The sequence below is a fragment of the Lonsdalea quercina genome (assembly GCF_900107885.1).
GTDB classification, from domain to species: Bacteria; Pseudomonadota; Gammaproteobacteria; order Enterobacterales; family Enterobacteriaceae; genus Lonsdalea; species Lonsdalea quercina.
This window is the reverse complement of the sequence record NZ_FNQS01000004.1, coordinates 277,530-296,463: the sequence shown is the minus strand read 5'-3', so window position 1 is coordinate 296,463 and position 18,934 is coordinate 277,530. Positions and strand designations below refer to the sequence as shown.

The 18,934-nt window shown below is 55.9% G+C and carries 18 protein-coding genes; 9 read left to right on the top strand and 9 right to left on the bottom strand.

What is annotated here, in order from left to right; all coding sequences use genetic code 11:
* Window positions 1–14 precede the first annotated feature (14 nt).
* The 8 genes from mutL to BLU64_RS08140 all read left to right on the top strand — a co-directional run bounded on the left by mutL (window position 15) and on the right by BLU64_RS08140 (window position 8,647).
* Window positions 15–1,907 carry a DNA mismatch repair endonuclease MutL gene (gene mutL / locus BLU64_RS08175; protein WP_074728348.1) on the top strand — a complete coding sequence of 631 codons (1,893 nt, stop codon included), beginning with the start codon at window positions 15–17 and terminating at the stop codon, window positions 1,905–1,907.
* Window positions 1,900–2,841: a tRNA (adenosine(37)-N6)-dimethylallyltransferase MiaA gene (miaA, locus tag BLU64_RS08170; RefSeq protein ID WP_026741605.1), complete on the top strand. Its 942-nt coding sequence runs from the start codon at window positions 1,900–1,902 to the stop codon at window positions 2,839–2,841. The genes mutL and miaA overlap by 8 nt, the downstream gene beginning before the upstream one ends.
* A 110-nt stretch (window positions 2,842–2,951) precedes the next feature.
* Window positions 2,952–3,251 carry an RNA chaperone Hfq gene (gene hfq, locus BLU64_RS08165; protein ID WP_026739005.1) on the top strand — a complete coding sequence of 100 codons (300 nt, stop codon included), beginning with the start codon at window positions 2,952–2,954 and terminating at the stop codon, window positions 3,249–3,251.
* An 89-nt stretch (window positions 3,252–3,340) separates the two neighbouring features.
* Window positions 3,341–4,627, top strand: a complete 1,287-nt coding sequence (gene hflX, locus BLU64_RS08160; protein WP_074728346.1) for a ribosome rescue GTPase HflX — start codon at window positions 3,341–3,343, stop codon at window positions 4,625–4,627.
* A 61-nt stretch (window positions 4,628–4,688) separates the two neighbouring features.
* Window positions 4,689–5,936: an FtsH protease activity modulator HflK gene (gene hflK / locus BLU64_RS08155; RefSeq protein WP_074728344.1), complete on the top strand. Its 1,248-nt coding sequence runs from the start codon at window positions 4,689–4,691 to the stop codon at window positions 5,934–5,936.
* A 3-nt stretch (window positions 5,937–5,939) separates the two neighbouring features.
* Entirely contained in the window at window positions 5,940–6,935 is a 996-nt protein-coding gene (gene hflC, locus BLU64_RS08150; protein WP_074728342.1) for a protease modulator HflC, read from the top strand.
* A gap of 112 nt (window positions 6,936–7,047) precedes the next feature.
* On the top strand, window positions 7,048–7,248 hold the full coding sequence (locus BLU64_RS08145; RefSeq protein ID WP_026739009.1) for a DUF2065 domain-containing protein: 201 nt from the start codon (window positions 7,048–7,050) through the stop codon (window positions 7,246–7,248).
* Between the two features lie 100 nt (window positions 7,249–7,348).
* Entirely contained in the window at window positions 7,349–8,647 is a 1,299-nt protein-coding gene (locus BLU64_RS08140; RefSeq protein ID WP_026739010.1) for an adenylosuccinate synthase, read from the top strand.
* Between the two features lie 201 nt (window positions 8,648–8,848).
* On the opposite strand, the gene mpl is transcribed toward BLU64_RS08140, so the two are convergent.
* A complete protein-coding gene (gene mpl, locus BLU64_RS08135) occupies window positions 8,849–10,222 on the bottom strand; it encodes a UDP-N-acetylmuramate:L-alanyl-gamma-D-glutamyl-meso-diaminopimelate ligase (RefSeq protein WP_026741609.1) in 1,374 nt (457 codons plus the stop codon).
* Between the two features lie 167 nt (window positions 10,223–10,389).
* Here mpl and fbp point away from each other — a divergent pair, with 167 nt between their 5' ends.
* Complete coding sequence (gene fbp / locus BLU64_RS08130; protein WP_026741610.1) at window positions 10,390–11,394, top strand: class 1 fructose-bisphosphatase; 1,005 nt, start codon at window positions 10,390–10,392, stop codon at window positions 11,392–11,394.
* Between the two features lie 115 nt (window positions 11,395–11,509).
* Here the strand turns inward: fbp and ruvX are convergent, their stop codons facing one another.
* The 8 genes from ruvX to metK form a co-directional block, all read right to left on the bottom strand.
* Entirely contained in the window at window positions 11,510–11,926 is a 417-nt protein-coding gene (gene ruvX, locus BLU64_RS08125) for a Holliday junction resolvase RuvX (protein WP_026741611.1), read from the bottom strand.
* On the bottom strand, window positions 11,926–12,489 hold the full coding sequence (locus BLU64_RS08120) for a YqgE/AlgH family protein (protein ID WP_026741612.1): 564 nt from the start codon (window positions 12,487–12,489) through the stop codon (window positions 11,926–11,928). Before BLU64_RS08120 ends, ruvX begins: the two co-directional genes overlap by 1 nt.
* Window positions 12,490–12,596: 107 nt before the next feature.
* Window positions 12,597–13,550 carry a glutathione synthase gene (gshB, locus tag BLU64_RS08115; protein WP_026741613.1) on the bottom strand — a complete coding sequence of 318 codons (954 nt, stop codon included), beginning with the start codon at window positions 13,548–13,550 and terminating at the stop codon, window positions 12,597–12,599.
* A 12-nt stretch (window positions 13,551–13,562) separates the two neighbouring features.
* Window positions 13,563–14,297 carry a 16S rRNA (uracil(1498)-N(3))-methyltransferase gene (rsmE, locus tag BLU64_RS08110; protein ID WP_026739016.1) on the bottom strand — a complete coding sequence of 245 codons (735 nt, stop codon included), beginning with the start codon at window positions 14,295–14,297 and terminating at the stop codon, window positions 13,563–13,565.
* Between the two features lie 114 nt (window positions 14,298–14,411).
* Window positions 14,412–15,110 (bottom strand): deoxyribonuclease I, encoded by a 699-nt coding sequence (endA, locus tag BLU64_RS08105; RefSeq protein WP_026741615.1) that lies wholly within the window; start codon window positions 15,108–15,110, stop codon window positions 14,412–14,414.
* A 95-nt stretch (window positions 15,111–15,205) separates the two neighbouring features.
* The gene (locus BLU64_RS08100; RefSeq protein WP_026741616.1) at window positions 15,206–15,718 is read right to left on the bottom strand and encodes a SprT family zinc-dependent metalloprotease; all 513 of its coding nucleotides are present in this window, start codon (window positions 15,716–15,718) and stop codon (window positions 15,206–15,208) included.
* A 57-nt stretch (window positions 15,719–15,775) separates the two neighbouring features.
* Window positions 15,776–17,167, bottom strand: a complete 1,392-nt coding sequence (locus BLU64_RS08095) for a sugar porter family MFS transporter (RefSeq protein ID WP_026741617.1) — start codon at window positions 17,165–17,167, stop codon at window positions 15,776–15,778.
* A gap of 368 nt (window positions 17,168–17,535) precedes the next feature.
* The gene (gene metK, locus BLU64_RS08090) at window positions 17,536–18,687 is read right to left on the bottom strand and encodes a methionine adenosyltransferase (protein ID WP_026741618.1); all 1,152 of its coding nucleotides are present in this window, start codon (window positions 18,685–18,687) and stop codon (window positions 17,536–17,538) included.
* Window positions 18,688–18,934 lie beyond the last annotated feature (247 nt).

The following is an 18,934-nucleotide window of genomic DNA, read 5'->3' as shown; positions in this document are numbered from 1 at the left end:
ACCAAGGAGATAAGATGCCGATTCTGGTTCTACCCCCCCAACTGGCTAACCAAATCGCCGCTGGCGAGGTAGTGGAACGGCCTGCGTCCGTGGTCAAGGAGCTGGTGGAAAACAGTCTGGATGCGGGAGCGACGCGCATTGATATCGACATCGAACGCGGCGGCAGCCGGCTTATTCGTATTCGTGACAACGGCAGCGGGATCGGCAAGACAGATTTGACGCTGGCGCTGGCGCGTCATGCCACCAGTAAAATCGCGACGCTCGACGATTTGGAAGCCATCATGAGTCTGGGCTTTCGCGGCGAGGCGCTGGCGAGTATCAGTTCGGTTTCCCGCCTGACGCTGACGTCTCGCACCCGCGATCAAAATGAAGCCTGGCAGGCGTATGCCGAAGGACGGGACATGGCGGTCACGGTGAAACCGGCCGCGCATCCGGTCGGCACGACGCTGGAAGTGCTGGACCTGTTCTACAACACGCCCGCGCGTCGCAAATTCCTGCGCACCGAAAAAACCGAATTTATGCACATCGACGAGGTGGTCCGGCGTATCGCGCTAGCTCGCTTCGATGTGGCGTTTAATCTCCACCATAACGGCAAGCTGGTGCGGCAATACCGGGCGGTGACCGATCCAACACAGCATGAGCGGCGTCTGGGCAGCATCTGCGGTACGGCGTTTATTCAGCATGCATTGGCCGTATCCTGGGAACATGGCGACCTGAAGATCCGCGGCTGGGTGGCCGACCCGACGGGGTCTCAGCAGTTGCCGGAGCTGCAGTATTGCTACGTGAATCAGCGGATGATGCGGGACAGGCTGATTAACCACGCCATCCGACAGGCCTATCAGGATCAGCTGCGCAGCGATCAGCAGCCTGCGTATGTCCTCTATTTGGAAGTTGACCCGCACCATGTGGATGTCAACGTACATCCGGCCAAGCACGAGGTCAGATTCCATCAGGCCCGACTGGTGCACGACTTCATCTATCAGGCGGTGATGACCGTACTCCAGCAGGCGGCTGCGCCCGCGCAGGCGGTTCCCCCCCAGGGCGAGACGCCGACGCCGGTCTGGCAGCAGGAAAACCGCACCGCGGCCGGCGAGAACCACTTTGCTCGACCTGCGCAAACCGAGCCGCCGGCACGAATGCCGACTTCCGGCGGCAAAGCACAGGAGCGCCCGCCCGCCTCGTATCCTCACGGAGCGGGGTATCAGCGCAAACAGGGCGAGCTGTATCAAAAACTGCTACAGCCTGCCTCCGAGCGGTCGATACCTTCAGGCGACGAGTCGCCGGTCCCCGCAGCGCCTTCCCGCGCCAACATCGCGCAGACCGCACAGGGCGAGGTTCCGCTGGTCAGTCGGTCAGAGGGATTAGGCAGAGTGTTGACCGTCTATCCGCCCTGCTATGCGCTGGTGGAGTATCAGCAGGGATTGGCCCTGCTGTCTCTGCCCGTTGCCGAGCGCTATGTCCGTCAGGCGCAGATGACGCCCGGCGAGGAGGGGTTACGGCCACAGCCGTTGCTGATCCCCCAACGTCTAACGCTGGGAAGTAAAGAGCGCGCGGCGGTGACGGAGAGTCAAGAACGGCTCGCCCAGTTTGGTATTGATATCGTGGTTGAGCAGCAGCGCGCCACACTGCGCGCGGTACCTTTACCTTTGAGACAACAAAATTTACAAAACTTGATCTCTGACCTGTTAGGCTATCTCGCTGATTGCCCTCAGTCAGATTCTGATGAGGTAGCGGCGTGGATAGCGCGGCGGTTGTACAGCGAGCATGAGAGCTGGACTCAGGCCCAAGCGGTGCAACTGTTAGCGGATATTGAACGTCTCTGTCCTGAGCGGGTCAAAGTTCCGCCATCAGAGTTTCTTTATGTGATGGATATTGAGTCCGCCATCAAGGCTTTAAAGCATGACTGAACGTGAAACAACGCAGTACCCGCCGGCCATTTTCATTATGGGACCGACGGCTTCCGGAAAGACGGCGTTAGCCATGGCGTTACGGCAATCCCTCCCCGTTGAGTTGATCAGCGTGGATTCCGCATTGATTTACCGGGGCATGGATGTCGGCACCGCCAAGCCTACCGCTGAAGAGTTGTCGCAAGCGCCGCACAGATTGATCGATATCCTCGATCCGGCTGACGCCTATTCGGCCGCTGATTTTCGCCGAGATGCGCTGAAGGAGATGGCGGAGATCACCGCCGCTGGTCGAATCCCTGTGCTGGTGGGGGGAACGATGCTGTACTTCAAGGCGCTGCTTGAAGGGCTTTCGCCCTTGCCGCCCGCGGATCCGGAAGTGCGACGGGAAATAGAGGCGCGTGCGCAGCGAGAAGGCTGGGAAGCGTTGCATAATGAACTGCGAGAGATAGATCCCATCGCGGCCACTCGGATTCATCCAAATGATCCGCAGAGACTGTCGCGGGCACTGGAAGTTTTTTCCGTTTCAGGTAACACTTTAACCGAACTGACAAAAACATCGGGTGAAGCGCTGCCTTACCACGTGCACCAGTTCGCCATCGCTCCCGCGTCGCGCGAATTATTGCATGAGCGTATTGCACTACGGTTTCAACAGATGTTGCAGGCAGGTTTTGAGTCGGAAGCACGCGCGCTGTTCGCTCGTGCCGATCTGCATCCAGGTTTGCCTTCCATCCGCTGCGTCGGTTACCGCCAAATGTGGTCCTACTTGTCCGGTGAAATAGATTACGACGAGATGGTTTATCGTGGGATCTGCGCTACCCGACAGCTGGCAAAACGGCAAATAACCTGGTTACGCGGGTGGGACAATGTGTGCTGGCTTGATAGCGATGAGCCGCAGGATGCGTTGGGTAAGGTCATGCAGGTTGTTAGTGCATAGGTTGGACGATTGTGTACAATTGGCTGATTCTCGGCACAAATTTTTATACCGCTATTTTAGAGCCACAGGGTTCTTTGTTACAAACAACAAGCAAATAAGGAAAATATAGAATGGCTAAGGGGCAATCTTTGCAAGATCCGTTCTTGAATGCTTTGCGTCGTGAACGTGTTCCAGTTTCTATTTATCTGGTAAATGGCATTAAGTTGCAGGGCCAGATTGAGTCGTTTGATCAGTTTGTTATTTTGCTGAAAAACACGGTTAGCCAGATGGTTTACAAGCACGCTATCTCTACGGTGGTTCCGTCTCGTCCGGTGTCTCATCACAGTAATAATCCTGGCGCGAATAACTATCATGGTAATAACACGACTAATCAGCAGTCGCAGCCTCAGGAAAGCGATGACGCTGAATAAGAGTTATTACCGATTTACCTCAGCGGGGGAAGGACATAGTGTCGTTTCCCCGTTTGTGGCTGCATTTGTTTGTTTGAGAGGTTGTTCGGTTGTTTGACCGTTATGAAGCCGGTGAACGGGCCATACTAGTTCATATTCACTTTTCCCAAGAGAAAGATACTGAAGATCTGCTGGAGTTCGAATCTCTGGTGTCTTCTGCCGGAATCGAATCGCTACAGGTGATCACCGGCAGTCGCAAAGCGCCTCATCCCAAGTATTTTGTCGGCGAGGGTAAAGCAGAAGAGATCGCCAAGGCGGTTAAAGAAACCGACGCTTTCGTCGTGCTGTTCAATCACGCTTTATCACCCGCACAGGAGCGTAATCTCGAGCGCCTGTGCGAATGCCGGGTCATTGACCGGACCGGATTGATTCTTGATATTTTCGCCCAGCGCGCCCGCACCCATGAAGGGAAACTGCAGGTTGAGCTGGCGCAGTTGCGCCATCTGGCCACGCGTTTGGTGCGCGGCTGGACTCATCTTGAACGCCAAAAGGGCGGGATAGGGTTGCGAGGTCCCGGTGAAACTCAGCTGGAAACCGACCGTCGTCTGCTGCGTAACCGCATTAGTTTGATTTTGTCGCGCCTTGTCCGTGTTGAGAAACAGCGTGAACAGGGAAGACGCGCACGTACGCGCGCGGAAGTGCCTACGGTGTCGCTGGTGGGGTATACCAACGCCGGTAAATCCACGTTGTTTAATCAGATGACGGCGGCGGACGTGTATGCTGCCGATCAGCTATTCGCCACGCTGGATCCCACGCTTCGTCGGATCGATGTGCCTGACGTCGGTGATACCGTGTTGGCGGATACCGTCGGTTTTATTCGCGAGCTGCCTCACGATCTGGTCGCGGCATTTAAAGCCACGCTGCAGGAAACTCGCCAGGCATCGCTGTTGCTTCATATCGTTGATGCGGCCGATCCTCGCATGGACGAAAATATTGAGGCGGTTAACGAGGTACTGACGGAAATCGAAGCCGATGATATCCCGACGCTGCTCGTCATGAATAAAATTGATGCGCTGGACAATTTCGCTCCGCGCATCGATCGCAATGCAGAGCATCAACCGGTCAGAGTCTGGCTGTCGGCGCAAACCGGCGAAGGAATACCTCTGCTGTTCCAGGCATTGACCGAACGGTTGTCTGGGGAGATCGCACAGTACTCCCTGCAGTTGCCTCCGCAGGAGGGGCGTCTGCGCAGCCGCTTTTACCAGCTTCAGGCAATAGAAAAAGAATGGATAGAAGAAGACGGCAGCGTGGGGCTGGTGATTAGAATGCCTATCGTCGACTGGCGTCGTCTCTGTAAGCAGGAGCAGCAATTAGAAGACTATATCGTTGAAGTTTAGTCTGATGAACTCTGGGATATTTGACCCCGAAGAACACCTATCATAATGAATGGAGCTAAACATGGCGTGGAATCAGCCCGGTAATAACGGACAGGACCGCGACCCGTGGGGGAGCAGCAATAAAAATAGCGGCAACTCTGGCGGAAACAACAAAGGTGGTCGAGATAAGGGGCCACCGGATCTTGACGACATCTTCCGCAAACTGAGCAAAAAACTCGGTGAGCTGGGCGGTGGAAAAAACTCAAGCTCCGGCGGCAGCGGTTTCGGCTCCGGCGGCCGTATTTTAGGCGTGGTGGCCGCCATCGCCGTGGTTATCTGGGCGGCGAGCGGTTTTTATACTATCAAAGAAGCTGAGCGCGGCGTTGTCACCCGTTTCGGCAAATTCAGCCATCTGGTCAGCCCTGGCCTGAACTGGAAACCCACGTTTATTGATGACGTACGAGCGGTCAACGTCGAATCTGTTCGCGAACTGGCGACGTCCGGCGTGATGTTGACGTCGGATGAGAACGTGATCCGCGTTGAAATGAACGTTCAGTACCGCGTCACACAGCCGGAGCAGTATCTGTTCAGCGTAACCAACGCGGACGATAGTCTGCGTCAGGCGACCGACAGCGCGCTGCGCGGCGTGATCGGCAAATACACGATGGACAAGATACTGACTGAAGGCCGTACCATCGTGCGTACCGACACCCAACGCGTACTTGAAGAAACTGTTCGTCCCTACAACATGGGAATCACGCTGCTGGACGTCAACTTCCAGGCAGCTCGTCCGCCGGAAGAAGTGAAAGCCGCATTCGACGATGCGATTGCCGCGCGCGAGAACGAACAGCAGTACATCCGTGAAGCGGAAGCCTATGCCAATGAAGTTCAGCCGCGTGCGAACGGCCAGGCTCAGCGTATTCTGGAAGAGGCTCGCGCCTACAAGACGCGTACCGTTCTGGAAGCGCAAGGTGAAGTGGCTCGTTTTGCTCGCGTGTTGCCGGAGTATAAGGCCGCGCCTGAGATTACTCGTGAACGTCTCTACATCGAAACCATGGAACGCGTGTTGAGCAGCACCCGCAAGGTGTTGGTAAATGACAAAGGCGGTAACCTGATGGTTCTGCCGTTGGAACAGATGCTGCGTGGTCAGAACAATACAGGCGGCAATCCGACCAATACGGTTGCGCCGCTGCGTAATTCCTCGACCTCGTCTAACAACAGTTCGAGCAGCAACTACAGCTCTTCGCGCAGCAGCATCAACGGCAACATCATGGATCAGCGCCGGGCGAACGCCCAGCGGGATGAGATCACTCGAGTAGGGAGAGAATAATCAATGCGTAAGTCAGTACTATTTATTCTGATCCTGGTGCTTCTGGTGATCTACGCTTCACTGTTTGTCGTACAGGAAGGGCAGCGCGGGATCGTCATGCGCTTCGGCAAAGTCCTGCGCGACGATGAGAACAAGCCGCTCATTTATGAGCCGGGTTTGCACGTCAAGATCCCGGTCCTTGAATCTGTGAAGACGCTGGATGCCCGTATTCAGACCATGGAAAACCAGGCCGATCGCTTTATCACCAAAGAGCAGAAAGACCTGATTGTCGACTCTTACATCAAATGGCGTATCAGCGATTTCAGCCGTTACTATCTGGCGACCGGCGGTGGCGACATCTCCCAAGCCGAGGTGCTGCTGAAACGCAAATTCAACGACCGTCTGCGTTCCGAGATCGGACGTCAGGATGTGAAAGGCATCGTGACGGACTCTCGTGGTCAACTGATGATGGACGTTCGTGACGCGTTGAACACCGGCACCGGCGAGACCACTGAAGCCGATAACGCCATCGCCTCCGCCGCCGCGCGTGTAGAGCAGGAAACCAGCGGCGAGTTGCCGAAGGTGAATCCGAACAGCATGGCCGCTTTGGGGATCCAGGTGATCGACGTGCGTATCAAACAGATCAACCTGCCGACGGAAGTGTCGGATGCGATCTACCAACGTATGCGCGCCGAACGTGAAGCCGTTGCTCGTCGTCACCGTTCACAGGGACAGGAACAGGCTGAGAAGCTGAAAGCCACTGCGGATTATGAAGTGACGCGTACACTGGCGGAAGCGGAGCGCGAAGGCCGTATGACGCGCGGTGAAGGCGATGCCGAGTCTGCGAAACTGTTCGCCAATGCGTTCAGCCAGGATCCGGACTTCTATGCCTTTATCCGTAGCCTGCGTGCCTATGAAAACAGCTTCAACAGCGGTAATCAGGACGTCCTGGTGTTAAGCCCGGACAGCGACTTCTTCCGTTACATGAAGTCACCTGAGAAGACGGTGCCGGCACGCTAATTTTCGTTCCGCTGGTTAGCTAATACGCAGCCCGCGTTGTGTGTTGTCTGTGGTAGTTTTCCTGCCGCACGGTCAGCGCCCGACGCGGGCTTTTTTGTGTCTGGAGTTTTTTATGAGTGTATCTGTCTGGCTGGCCTTGGGGTTGGTGTTGATTTTTGAAGGGCTGGGGCCGCTGCTGTTTCCCCGTATTTGGCGACGCATGATCCTCGGTATCGCACAATTGCCGGATGCGGTTTTACGCCGCTTTGGGGGCGGCATAGTGGTCGCAGGCCTTGTGATCTACTACATGTTGCGTAGCCGCATGGAAGGCTAAAATTGACGACAGTTTTCTGCGCAAACGTGTGCTAAAAAGTACTGAAAGCATACAAATGAGATGTTAGAATCTTTTTTTAAGCAACACTGGTGATTGTGAGATGGGTAAGAACGTTGTCGTACTGGGCACCCAATGGGGTGACGAAGGTAAAGGCAAGGTCGTCGACCTGCTGACTGAACGCGCTAAATATGTGGTGCGCTATCAAGGTGGTCACAATGCTGGCCATACCCTGGTTATTAACGGTGAAAAAACCGTCCTCCATTTGATTCCTTCAGGCATCCTCCGCGAAAACGTGGTCAGCATCATCGGTAACGGTGTGGTGCTGGCGCCTGATGCATTCATGAAAGAAATGACGGAACTTGAAGCGCGCGGCGTGCCAGTACGCGAGCGTTTGCTGCTGTCCGAAGCCTGCCCGTTGATTTTGCCGTACCACGTTGCCTTGGATAACGCTCGCGAGAAAGCGCGCGGCGCCAAGGCCATCGGTACGACCGGTCGCGGCATCGGTCCTGCCTACGAAGATAAAGTGGCCCGTCGCGGCCTGCGAGTAGGCGACCTGTTTGATAAAGAAAGCTTCGCCGTCAAACTGAAAGAAATCATCGACTATCACAACTTCCAGCTGGTGCACTACTACAAAGTCGAACCTGTCGACTATCAGAAGACGTTGGACGACGTGCTGGCGATGGCGGATATCCTGACCTCTCTGGTTGTGGATGTTTCCGATCTGCTGGACAAAGCCCGCCGACGTGGCGATTTGGTGATGTTTGAAGGGGCGCAGGGGACTCTGCTGGATATCGACCACGGCACCTACCCGTATGTTACCTCTTCCAATACCACCGCAGGTGGCGTGGCGACCGGCTCAGGCCTGGGTCCGCGCTACGTTGACTACGTCCTCGGCATCGTCAAGGCCTACTCCACCCGCGTAGGTGCCGGTCCGTTCCCGACCGAGCTGTTTGACGACGTGGGTGACTTCTTGTGTGAGAAAGGCAACGAGTTTGGTGCGACCACCGGTCGTCGTCGACGCACAGGCTGGCTGGATGCGGTCGCCGTGCGTCGCGCGGTACAGATCAACTCCTTGTCCGGCTTTTGCATGACCAAGCTGGACGTGCTGGACGGTCTGAAGGAAGTGAAGATCTGCGTAGGCTACCGCCTGCCGGATGGTCGTGAAGTTGACGTCACGCCGCTGGCGGCCGAAGACTGGGATGGCATCGAGCCGATTTACGAATCGCTGCCGGGCTGGTCCGAGTCTACCTTCGGCGTGAAAGACCGCGCAGGCCTGCCTAAGGCGGCGCTGGACTATATCAAACGTGTAGAAGAAGTGACCGGCGTGCCGGTGGACATCATCTCAACGGGGCCGGATCGCGAAGAGACTATCGTGTTGCGCGACCCGTTTGACGCCTAATGTAACCGGGTGCTCAAACGACGAAAGGACGGGATATTCCCGTCCTTTTTCTTTTATGCCGACCGGCAGATAATGCGTTGGAAGAGAAAGGGGAGTGTTGTTCCCCTCGGCGGTCAGACCATCAGGCCATCAGGCCATCAGGCCATTAGACCACCAGACCACCAGACCACCAGACCACCAGACCACCAGACCACCAGACCATCAGCTCTTTGCCTGTTCCTGTTTCTGAAACGTTTCCAGCAGTTTTTCATGAATATTGCCGAATCCGCCGTTGCTCATGACCAAGACATGGTCACCGGGCTGTGCGGTCTTGGCGACCATATCCACTAGCGTATCGATATCCGCACTCCAGTGCGTTGGCTGCACACAAGCTTCCGCCACTTCTGCGACCTGCCAGGAGATATGCTGCGGCTGGAACAGGAAGACTTCATCCGCGCGACCCAGCGACGGAGCCAACTCGGTTTTGCAATGTCCCAGCTTCATGGTGTTGGAGCGGGGTTCCAGTACGGCCAGGATCCTCGCCGTGCCGCCGACTTTGCTGCGTAGAGCCGCCAGCGTGGCCAGTATCGCCGTCGGGTGATGCGCGAAATCATCGTAAACGGTAATGCCGTTCGCGGTGCCGCGTTGTTCCAGGCGGCGACGCGCATTGATGAAGTGGCCCAGCGCGCGGCAGGCTTCCGCCGGCGGAACGCCGACATGGCGGGCGGCGGCGATCGCCATCAGGCCATTATGCATGTTGTGTTCGCCAACCAGGCTCCACTCGACTTCACCGACCAATTCATCGTTCAGATAAACCTGAAAAATGCTGGAGTCCGGCACGCTCTTCTTCGCCTTCCAGATGCCGTCGTCCCCGACCAGTTCCTGTTCGCTCCAGCATCCCATCGCCATGACTTGTTTAAGCGGCTGATCGTTGCAGGGAACAAGGATTCGACCCGTTCCCGGCACCAACCGCACGAGATGGTGGAACTGTTTCTGAATCGCCTTTAGATCGTCAAAGATGTCGGCATGATCGAATTCGAGGTTATTCAGAATCAGGGTTCGTGGACAGTAATGAACGAACTTGGAACGTTTGTCGAAGAAGGCGCAATCATATTCGTCGGCTTCCACGACGAAGAACGGGCTATCGCCCAATCGCGCAGAGACGTCGAAGTTACCGGGCACGCCGCCAATGACGAAGCCGGGATTGTAGCCGCAGGCTTCCAGTATCCAGGTCACCATCCCGGCGGTCGTGGTTTTGCCGTGGGTTCCCGCGACGGCAATCACCCAGCGCTCGCGCAACACGTAGTCGTGGAGCCATTGCGGCCCGGAGACATAAGGTATGTTCCGCTCAAGCACGGCTTCGACGCAGGGATTGCCGCGGGACATTGCGTTACCAATAATAACCAGGTCGGGTTGAGGCTCCAGCTGCGAAGGATCGTATCCCTCAATCAGGGTGATCCCCTGTTCTTCCAGTAGTGTACTCATGGGGGGATAGACGTTGGCATCTGAGCCAGTCACCTGATGTCCCAGCGAGCGGGCCAGCAGCGCTAGCCCTCCCATGAAGGTGCCGCAGATACCTAATATATGAATGCGCATACGTTTCCCAACTATCTACAAAAGTCTGACTTATTCTAACGCTACGGATAGTTCTCAAGAAATGGATTTGACTATGTGCTCGCTTTCTCTTTGGGCTACACTGCAAACGCAAACGTTGGCGGTACATAATTAGACCGCTTTTCATCTGCTGACTATGGAATAGTGTTATGAAAACGTTAGGCGAATTCATCGTCGAAAAACAGCACGATTTCTCACATGCCACGGGTGAACTCACCGCGTTGCTGTCTGCAATCAAGCTGGGCGCGAAAATCATTCACCGCGACATTAATAAAGCGGGTCTGGTGGATATTTTAGGCACCAGTGGTGTTTCCAATGTGCAGGGCGAAGTACAGATGAAGTTGGATCTGTACGCTAATGAAAAGTTGAAGGCGGCGCTCAAAGCGCGTGGTGAAGTCGCCGGCATCGCTTCCGAAGAAGAAGACGAAATCGTCATCTTTGAAGGTGAGCGGTCCGAAAATGCAAAGTATGTCGTGTTGATGGACCCGCTGGACGGCTCTTCCAACATCGACGTAAACGTTTCAGTCGGCACCATTTTTTCTATCTACCGACGCATTACTCCGCTGGGTTCTCCGGTGACCGAGGCTGATTTCCTTCAGCCTGGCAGCAAGCAGGTCGCCGCCGGCTACATTGTCTACGGCTCCTCGACCATGCTGGTCTACTCCACCGGTCACGGGGTTCATGCCTTTACCTATGATCCCTCATTGGGCGTTTTTTGCCTGTCGCATGAGCGAGTTCGCTTCCCCGAGATGGGAAACACCTACTCCATCAACGAAGGCAACTACATTAAGTTCCCGCAGGGCGTAAAAAAGTACATCAAATACTGTCAGGAGCAGGATGAGGCCACGATGCGGCCTTATACGTCACGTTATATCGGATCGCTGGTGGCGGACTTCCACCGTAACTTGCTGAAAGGGGGGATTTATCTCTACCCGAGTACGGCCAGTTATCCGCAGGGCAAGCTGCGTCTGCTGTACGAATGCAACCCGATGGCGCTGCTAGCGGAGCAGGCGGGCGGCAAAGCCAGCGATGGACATCGCCGTATTCTGGATATCCAGCCGCAGAAACTGCATGAACGCGCTCCGTTCTTTGTGGGGACTGAGTCGATGGTGAACGACGTCGAGCGCTTCCTGCGCGAATATCCCGACGATTAACGAGGGACGTCTTCAGACAAGTGTGGCGCGTTCGAAAGAGCGCGCCACATTTCTTTTATTGCGATGAGCCTCGGCCGGGCGTTATTTCGGCGTCGTTATAAGCTGCAAGATGACGCTAGTGCTGTTCGAACCAGCTTTCAAGAATGACGACCGCAGAGGCGGAGTCGACGCTGCCTTTATCCAGAGCCCGGAAACCGCCCTGAGCGAACAGTCCGGATCGTGCTTCCACCGTGCTTAAACGTTCATCATGCAGTTCCACCACCACGCCGAAGCGGCCATGAAGGCGCTGAGCGAATTTTCTCGCACGCGCCGTCAGTGGCTGTTCCGTGCCGTCCATGTTCAGCGGCAGGCCGACGATCACCAGCTCGGGCTGCCATTCCCATATCAGCTTCTCGACCTTTTGCCAGTCTGGCGTGCCGTCCTGTGCTTTGAATGCTTGCAGCGGGCGGGCGGTGCGCGTCAGATCCTGACCGATGGCGACGCCGATGCTGCGGGTGCCGAAGTCGAATGCCATGATGGTGCGGTGGCTCATCAGGCGTGTCCCGCATCACTGGCGATCATATGGATATCCACGCCGAGCTTCTTCGCGGCGACGCGCCAGCGGTCCGCTATCGGCGTGTGGAATAGGATGTCCTGATCGGCGTTGACGGTCAGCCAGGCATTGTCCAACAGCTCGCTCTCAAGCTGTCCGCCTTCCCAGGCCGTATAACCCAGGGCAACCAGCGTGTTATTGGGCTGGTCGACCGTCCCCATCGTCTCCAGTACGTCCTTGGATGTGGTAATCATCGTATCGGGCGATACGGAGATACTGGAGGCGAAGCCCGCCTGCGGGGTGTGAAGAATAAAGCCGCGGTCATCCGCCAGCGGACCGCCGGAAAAAACCGGTTTATCCAGCCGAATATCGGATTTTGACTCCGGCGGAGTGATTTTCAGTTTTTTCAAAATATCGTCGACGGTGAACTGCTCCATCGGTTTATTGATGATTAACCCCATCGCACCGTCTTCACCGTGTTCACAGACGTATACCACGGACCGTTTAAATACCGGATCCTGCATCGCAGGCATCGCGATAAGAAAGTGATGCTGTAAATTCATGGTCAGTTCTTATCGTTTTCTGTCGTTGTTAAGGTTCGTCGCCAGCCGACGAACCCGGCAGATGTGCATGGTCGACCAGAGATTGTTTCCTGGCCGTCGAAGAGTGATCAGCGTGCGGACAGCCGCCGTTCGATGGCGTCCATCAGCATGCCGGTAATGGAGATGTCCGGGAACGCCGCTTCGATCTCACGTACGCAGGTTGGGCTGGTGACGTTGATCTCGGTCAGACGGTCGCCGATGATATCCAGGCCGACGAAAATCAGTCCTTTCTGTTTCAAGGTCGGGGCGACGGTTCGGGCGATCCGCCAGTCGCTTTCGCTCAGCGGACGCGCTTCTCCCCGCCCGCCCGCGGCCAGATTACCGCGCGTTTCTCCCCCTTGCGGTATACGGGCCAAGCAGTAAGGAACCGGTTCTCCGTCCACGACCAATACGCGCTTATCGCCGTCTTTGATGGCGGGCAGATAGTTCTGTGCCATGCAGTAGCGGCTGCCGTGTTCGGTCAGCGTTTCAATGATGACCGACACGTTGGCGTCATCCTGTTTCAGGCGGAAGATGGAGGCGCCGCCCATGCCGTCCAGCGGCTTGAGGATGACGTCTTTATGCTGCTGGTGAAACTCGCGCAGTTTGTCGGCGCGGCGGGTGACCCGCGTCGCGGGCGTCAGGTCGGAGAACCAGGCGGTGAACAGCTTTTCATTGCAGTCGCGCAGACTTTGCGGTTTGTTAACGATTAGCGTGCCTTTTTCTTCAGCGCGTTCAAGGATATAGGTGGCGTAGATGAACTCGGTATCGAACGGCGGATCTTTACGCATCAGCACTACGTCCAGCTCATGCAGGGCGATATCTTGCGCGTCGCCGAACTGATACCAGCCGTCGTAGTTGTGCTCGACGCTGAGTTTGCGAGTGGTGGCGCGTGCTTCGCCCTCGTTCAGATAGAGATCGTCCATCTCCATATAATGCAGCTCCCAGCCCCTGCGCTGCGCTTCCAACAGCATGGCGAAGCTGGTGTCTTTTTTAATGTTGATGGCTGCAATCGGGTCCATCACGATGCCGAGTTTGATCATTCTCTTTCTCCTTTACCCCAGATCGCCGAATCGAACCTGCAATGCGGTGATTGCGGTGAGCGCTGTGGTTTCTGTACGCAGAACGCGAGGCCCCAGCAGAATATCGGTAAAGCCGTGTTCTGCCGTCATCGCAATTTCATCGGACGAAAGGCCGCCTTCCGGGCCAATCAGTAGCCGGACACGTTGCACCGGCGTGGGTAGCGTGTTGATGCTGTGCGTCGCCCGCGGATGCAGGTTCAGTTTTAACCCATTGTCCGGTTCCGCGCACCAGCTTTCCAGCGACAGGGGAGGACGAATGAGTGGAATACGGTTTCTACCGCACTGTTCGCAGGCGCCGATAGCGATTTTTTGCCATTGGGACAGCTTTTTCTCCAGACGATCACCGTCAAGCTTGACGCCGCAACGTTCTGAAAACAGGGGAGTAATTTCATTCACGCCCAGCTCAATGGATTTCTGGATAGTGAATTCCATTTTCTCACCGCGTGAAATCACCTGTCCGAGATGCAGATGCAGCGGAGACTCCCGGTCTTCCTGCTGCGCGGCGTTATAGCGTACTTGTACCCGTTTTTTGTCGGCCAGCAGAATTTCCGCATCGAAAATGCAGTTGCTGCCGTCAAATAACTGTAGCGCCTGACCGCGGTTCATGCGCAGTACGCGGCCGATATGATTGGCGGCGTCTGCGCTCAGGTCGGTTTCGCCGCCGCCTGTCGATAGCGTTTCAGGATGGAAAATGCGCGGTATTCGCATTGATGTTCTGGCCTTTACGTTATGTCTGTCGGAATGGGCGGATCCGCCCGGGTGAAGCCCACCGCCGTCCGCGGACGGCGGTGTTGAGGACCTAAGCTATAGTAGGTAGCCGGATCACTGCTGGCAAGCTTGTTGCACGTAGGGGTTGTGATTGCCCTGCACCTGGGCGATGCGATTGTCGCGGGTACATTCCCACTGCGTCACGGGATACCGCTGGTTCCAGATTTCAAACAGCTGGGTCTGCTGGCGGGAAAGCGTTAGATGATAGCGGTCGCGCATATAAAAATAGGTGCGGGCGATGGGGCCGCGAGCGCGTTCGGGCGGTTCAACCATCTTGTTTTTGAAGTCGATTTTCATCTCGCACTGACCGTACTGCTTCTCGCTGCCGTTCCACTGGTTATACATCAGGTTGCCGCGGTCGCCGTTGACCTCGCCGATGGCTGGCTCTAGGTTATGCAGGTCGGTCTCCATCTCGCGGTAGACCTCATCCTGCTCGCAGTTTTTACGGCCGCCATTTTGCCAGCATTGACGCTGGTGGCCGAACTGCCAGGCCGGTACGACATGTTCCCATTCGATACGGTTGGCGCGATTGGCGTTTTTACGGACTTCATAGCCGCAGGACTGAAGATCGGGGATGCCTTTCTTGCCTTGCCAGATGATACGGCAACCGCAGTAGAAGCTGCCCGGCACGTCTCGGTTGATTTTCACCGCGGCGGCTTTGGCCTGAGTGAAACTATGAATTTCCTGGCTGAACGCAGAAACAGTAATCAGGCCGTAGCCTACGGTAGCGATAACAAGAATGTTGCGAAGCATGTTCCAAAGCGCCTTAGGCATAAAAGCGTGCAGAGTACCGGAAGCGCTACGGTGAGGCAACGCCATGCTCGGTCGGAAAAAACTGGAATCTAAGGTTAACTCGCTCCTTTTCCCTCGCGCTTGAGAGGGGTGCCGCAGCGCCGGCAGCGGTACTCGGTTTCGCCGCGGAGGATGCGATTATGACGCCTTACCGTCAGTTCGTGTTGCTGACAGGCGCACTGGTAGCGAAAGGTTTTCCCCCGCACAGACGTCACGGCGAATGTATGCGTACGGCGAGCCGGCACCGCCAGAACATGCTCCATCATCCATCGCCAGGCTTTGCTGTGTGGGGGCGCTTTGCCGAAGCGAGCGTAGACCAGCAGGTGCGCCAACTCGTGGGGGACGACTTCATCGATGAATGCCTGTTGATTTTCCTGCAACAGCACGGGGTTAATCCGAATTTCCCAATCTTGCAGCCAGGCGCTTCCGGCGGTGGCGCCGCGCTGGTTATAGGTGACAATGGGTTCGGGGTAGTCGCTGTCGAGAGCAGCATTGGCGAGCGCCAGCTTTTCTCGCAGGCAGCGCATTACCGCCTGATGGAGTGCGATAGGGACGCGTTCATTCTTCATGGCGTCAAGCATACGGTGACCGGGGCACGGTTGTAAACGTGCCCCGGAAGGGAAGGGCTATTCGCCGATACTGCGCAGGCGCTTGCCGGACATCAGGTTATGTTCGATGTGCTCCAGCGAGACGTTTTTGGTCTCCGGGATCAACAGTAGCGTCAGTACGATGAACAAGACGTTGAGGCCGCCGTAGACCCAGAAGGTATTGGCGTTTCCCAACGTGTTCAGCAAGGTCAGGAAGGTCGCTCCGACGATCATGTTGGCGATCCAGTTCGTGGTCGTTGAGACGGTGATGCCGAAATCCCGACCGCGCAGCGGCTGGATTTCCGAGCACAACACCCAGATTAGCGGACCGGCGCTCATGGCGAATCCGACAATAAACATCAGCAGCATGATGATGGCGGCATATTGCATCCCGCTGGAAGTCATGCCGATGTGCAGCATTGTTCCCAGCACGCCCATACCGAAAGCCATGACTACGAAGCCCAGAATCAGCGTCGGCTTGCGTCCCCAGCGGTCAACCAGACCGATGGCGATGAAGGTGGCCAGTACATTGACGGCCCCGACGATCACGGTTCCCCACATCTGCTGTCCGGTGCTGGTGAAGCCTGCGATATCGAAGATCTTCGGCGCGTAATACATGATGACGTTCATGCCGGTAAACTGTTGCATCACCTGCAACAAAATGCCCAGGTAGACCGCGCGGCGGAAGTTAACATTACGGGTAAACAGCGCCCAGCCGCTCTGTTTAATTTGCAAGCTTTCCCGAATCTCATCCAGTTCTTTTTTCGCCTGTTCGGTGGAGTCTCGCAGCCTGTCCAGCACGCGTCTGGCGTCGTTAAAGCGTCCCTTGGCCGCCAGCCAGCGCGGGCTGCCCGGCAGGAAGAATACGCCGATAAACAGCAGCACTGCGGGGAGCGTAATCACCCCCAGCATCCAGCGCCAGGAGCCGGTGTAGCTGAACGCCGTGTCGGACAGATAAGCCCCGAGAATGCCGATAGTGATCATCAACTGATACATGGAGATCATGCTGCCGCGGATTTTCTCGGGCGCGATCTCGGACAGGTACAGCGGCGCCGTATAAGACGCTACGCCGACGGCGAGACCGAGGATCACGCGGGAGAAGATCAATACTTCGACGTTCGGCGCCAATGCCGAACTCAGCGAGCCGACGACAAACAGGACGGAAGCCACCATCAGGCTGGTTTTTCTACCCAGATGAGACGAAAGCCAGCCGCTGCCGATAGCGCCGATAGCCGCGCCGAACATCATTGAGCTGACGACCCACTCTTGCTGATGACTCGTCATTTGAAATGTTTGTGTGATAAACGGCAGCGCGCCGGCAATCACTCCGATATCCAAACCGAACAGCAGCCCTGCCAGCGCGGCAAGAAAGCACACCAAAAACGTCATGGTTTTATTGGACGTTCTGTTGTTATTTTTAGCCCCAACCATACAACCTCACTTGTGAATATTAACCCTGGTACGCCGTAGCATAGGCTGCCATGGCATCGCGTTGTGTGATCCGCCCCTAATAGGTGTAAACGGTTACAATTTTGTTGCCGATTGTTGATATTGGCTGGCTATCTATATATGACAATTCAGCATTCAGGCAATCCGAAAAGCGCCAGGGAATGATCTGTAATCGATTACAAAAAAGACGATAAACAACGCAGGATACGCATCGGTGAGGATTATCAAGGTGTTACGGAAAGGTAAATGTAGCCAGAAGCGGGTGAGAGGTCTGTGCGGAAGTATCTGAAAAGTGAGGAACTTAAATAATACCAAAGCCAGCCGTGCTGGCTTTGGTGGAACAGCAGGAATTACAGGCCAGCGGCGTCGCGTAGTTTCGGAGCGACGTCGGTTTTCTCCCAGGGGAAATGCTCGCGGCCAAAGTGGCCGTACGCAGCGGTTTCCTGATAGATCGGATGTAACAGATCCAGCATCTGGATCAGACCGTACGGACGCAGATCGAAATATTCGCGCACCAGTTCCGCCAGTCGATCGGAGGAGATCTTCTCGGTGCCGAAGGTTTCGACGGCGATGGACGTCGGTTCAGCCACGCCGATGGCGTAGGAAACCTGAATTTCACAACGATCGGCCAGGCCAGCGGCCACGATGTTCTTCGCCACATAACGCGCCGCATAGGCTGCGGAGCGGTCGACTTTAGACGGATCCTTACCGGAAAACGCGCCGCCGCCGTGACGCGCCGCGCCGCCGTATGTATCGACGATGATCTTACGGCCGGTCAGGCCACAGTCGCCCATCGGGCCACCGATGACGAAACGGCCGGTCGGGTTGATGAAGTATTTGGTGCTGGCGGTCAGCCATTCGCTAGGCAGCACAGGTTTGATGATCTCTTCCATCACCGCTTCCTGAAGATCTTTGAGTTTGATGTCTTCAGCATGCTGAGTGGATAGGACCACGGCGTCGATACCGGCGATTTTGCCGTTATCGTAAGCGAAGGTGACCTGGCTTTTCGCATCCGGACGCAGCCACGGCAGCGTACCGTTTTTACGCACTTCGGACTGGCGCTGTACCAGACGGTGGGCGAAGGTGATCGGTGCGGGCATCAGCACGTCGGTTTCGTTGGTCGCATAGCCAAACATCAGGCCCTGGTCGCCGGCGCCTTGCTCCAGCGGATCGGTGCGGTCAACGCCCTGATTGATATCCGGAGACTGTTTGCCGATGGCGCTCAGCACTGCGCAAGAGTTGGCGTCGAATCCCATATCTGAATTCACGTAGCCAATGTCGCGAACCGTGCGACGCGTGATCTCTTCAATATCTACCCAGGCGCTGGTCGTAATTTCACCACCGACTAACACCATTCCGGTTTTGACGTAAGTTTCGCAAGCGACGCGTGCTTTGGGATCCTGTTCCAGAATCGCATCAAGAACCGCGTCAGAGATCTGGTCGGCGATTTTGTCAGGATGTCCTTCGGAAACAGACTCGGATGTAAATAGGTGTCTAGCCATGAGTTTCTTTACCTTGTAAGAGCAAAGCCGTTAAGCAGTGTATCGGTTAATCGGTATAGACGGATTAACATCTGGATGGCTATTTTAGGTCGGTTTTTAGTCCTATTGCCAGTAGTTTTTGCCCGTCGAACCGGATCCCGTTTGATGGTATCTATCGCCCTTTGCCGCAACTCCGCGGATTGTTACGAATTTCATTTTGATTTTCTACGTTGGGATCGGTATAACCGCCGCTCAGTTTCAATACCCG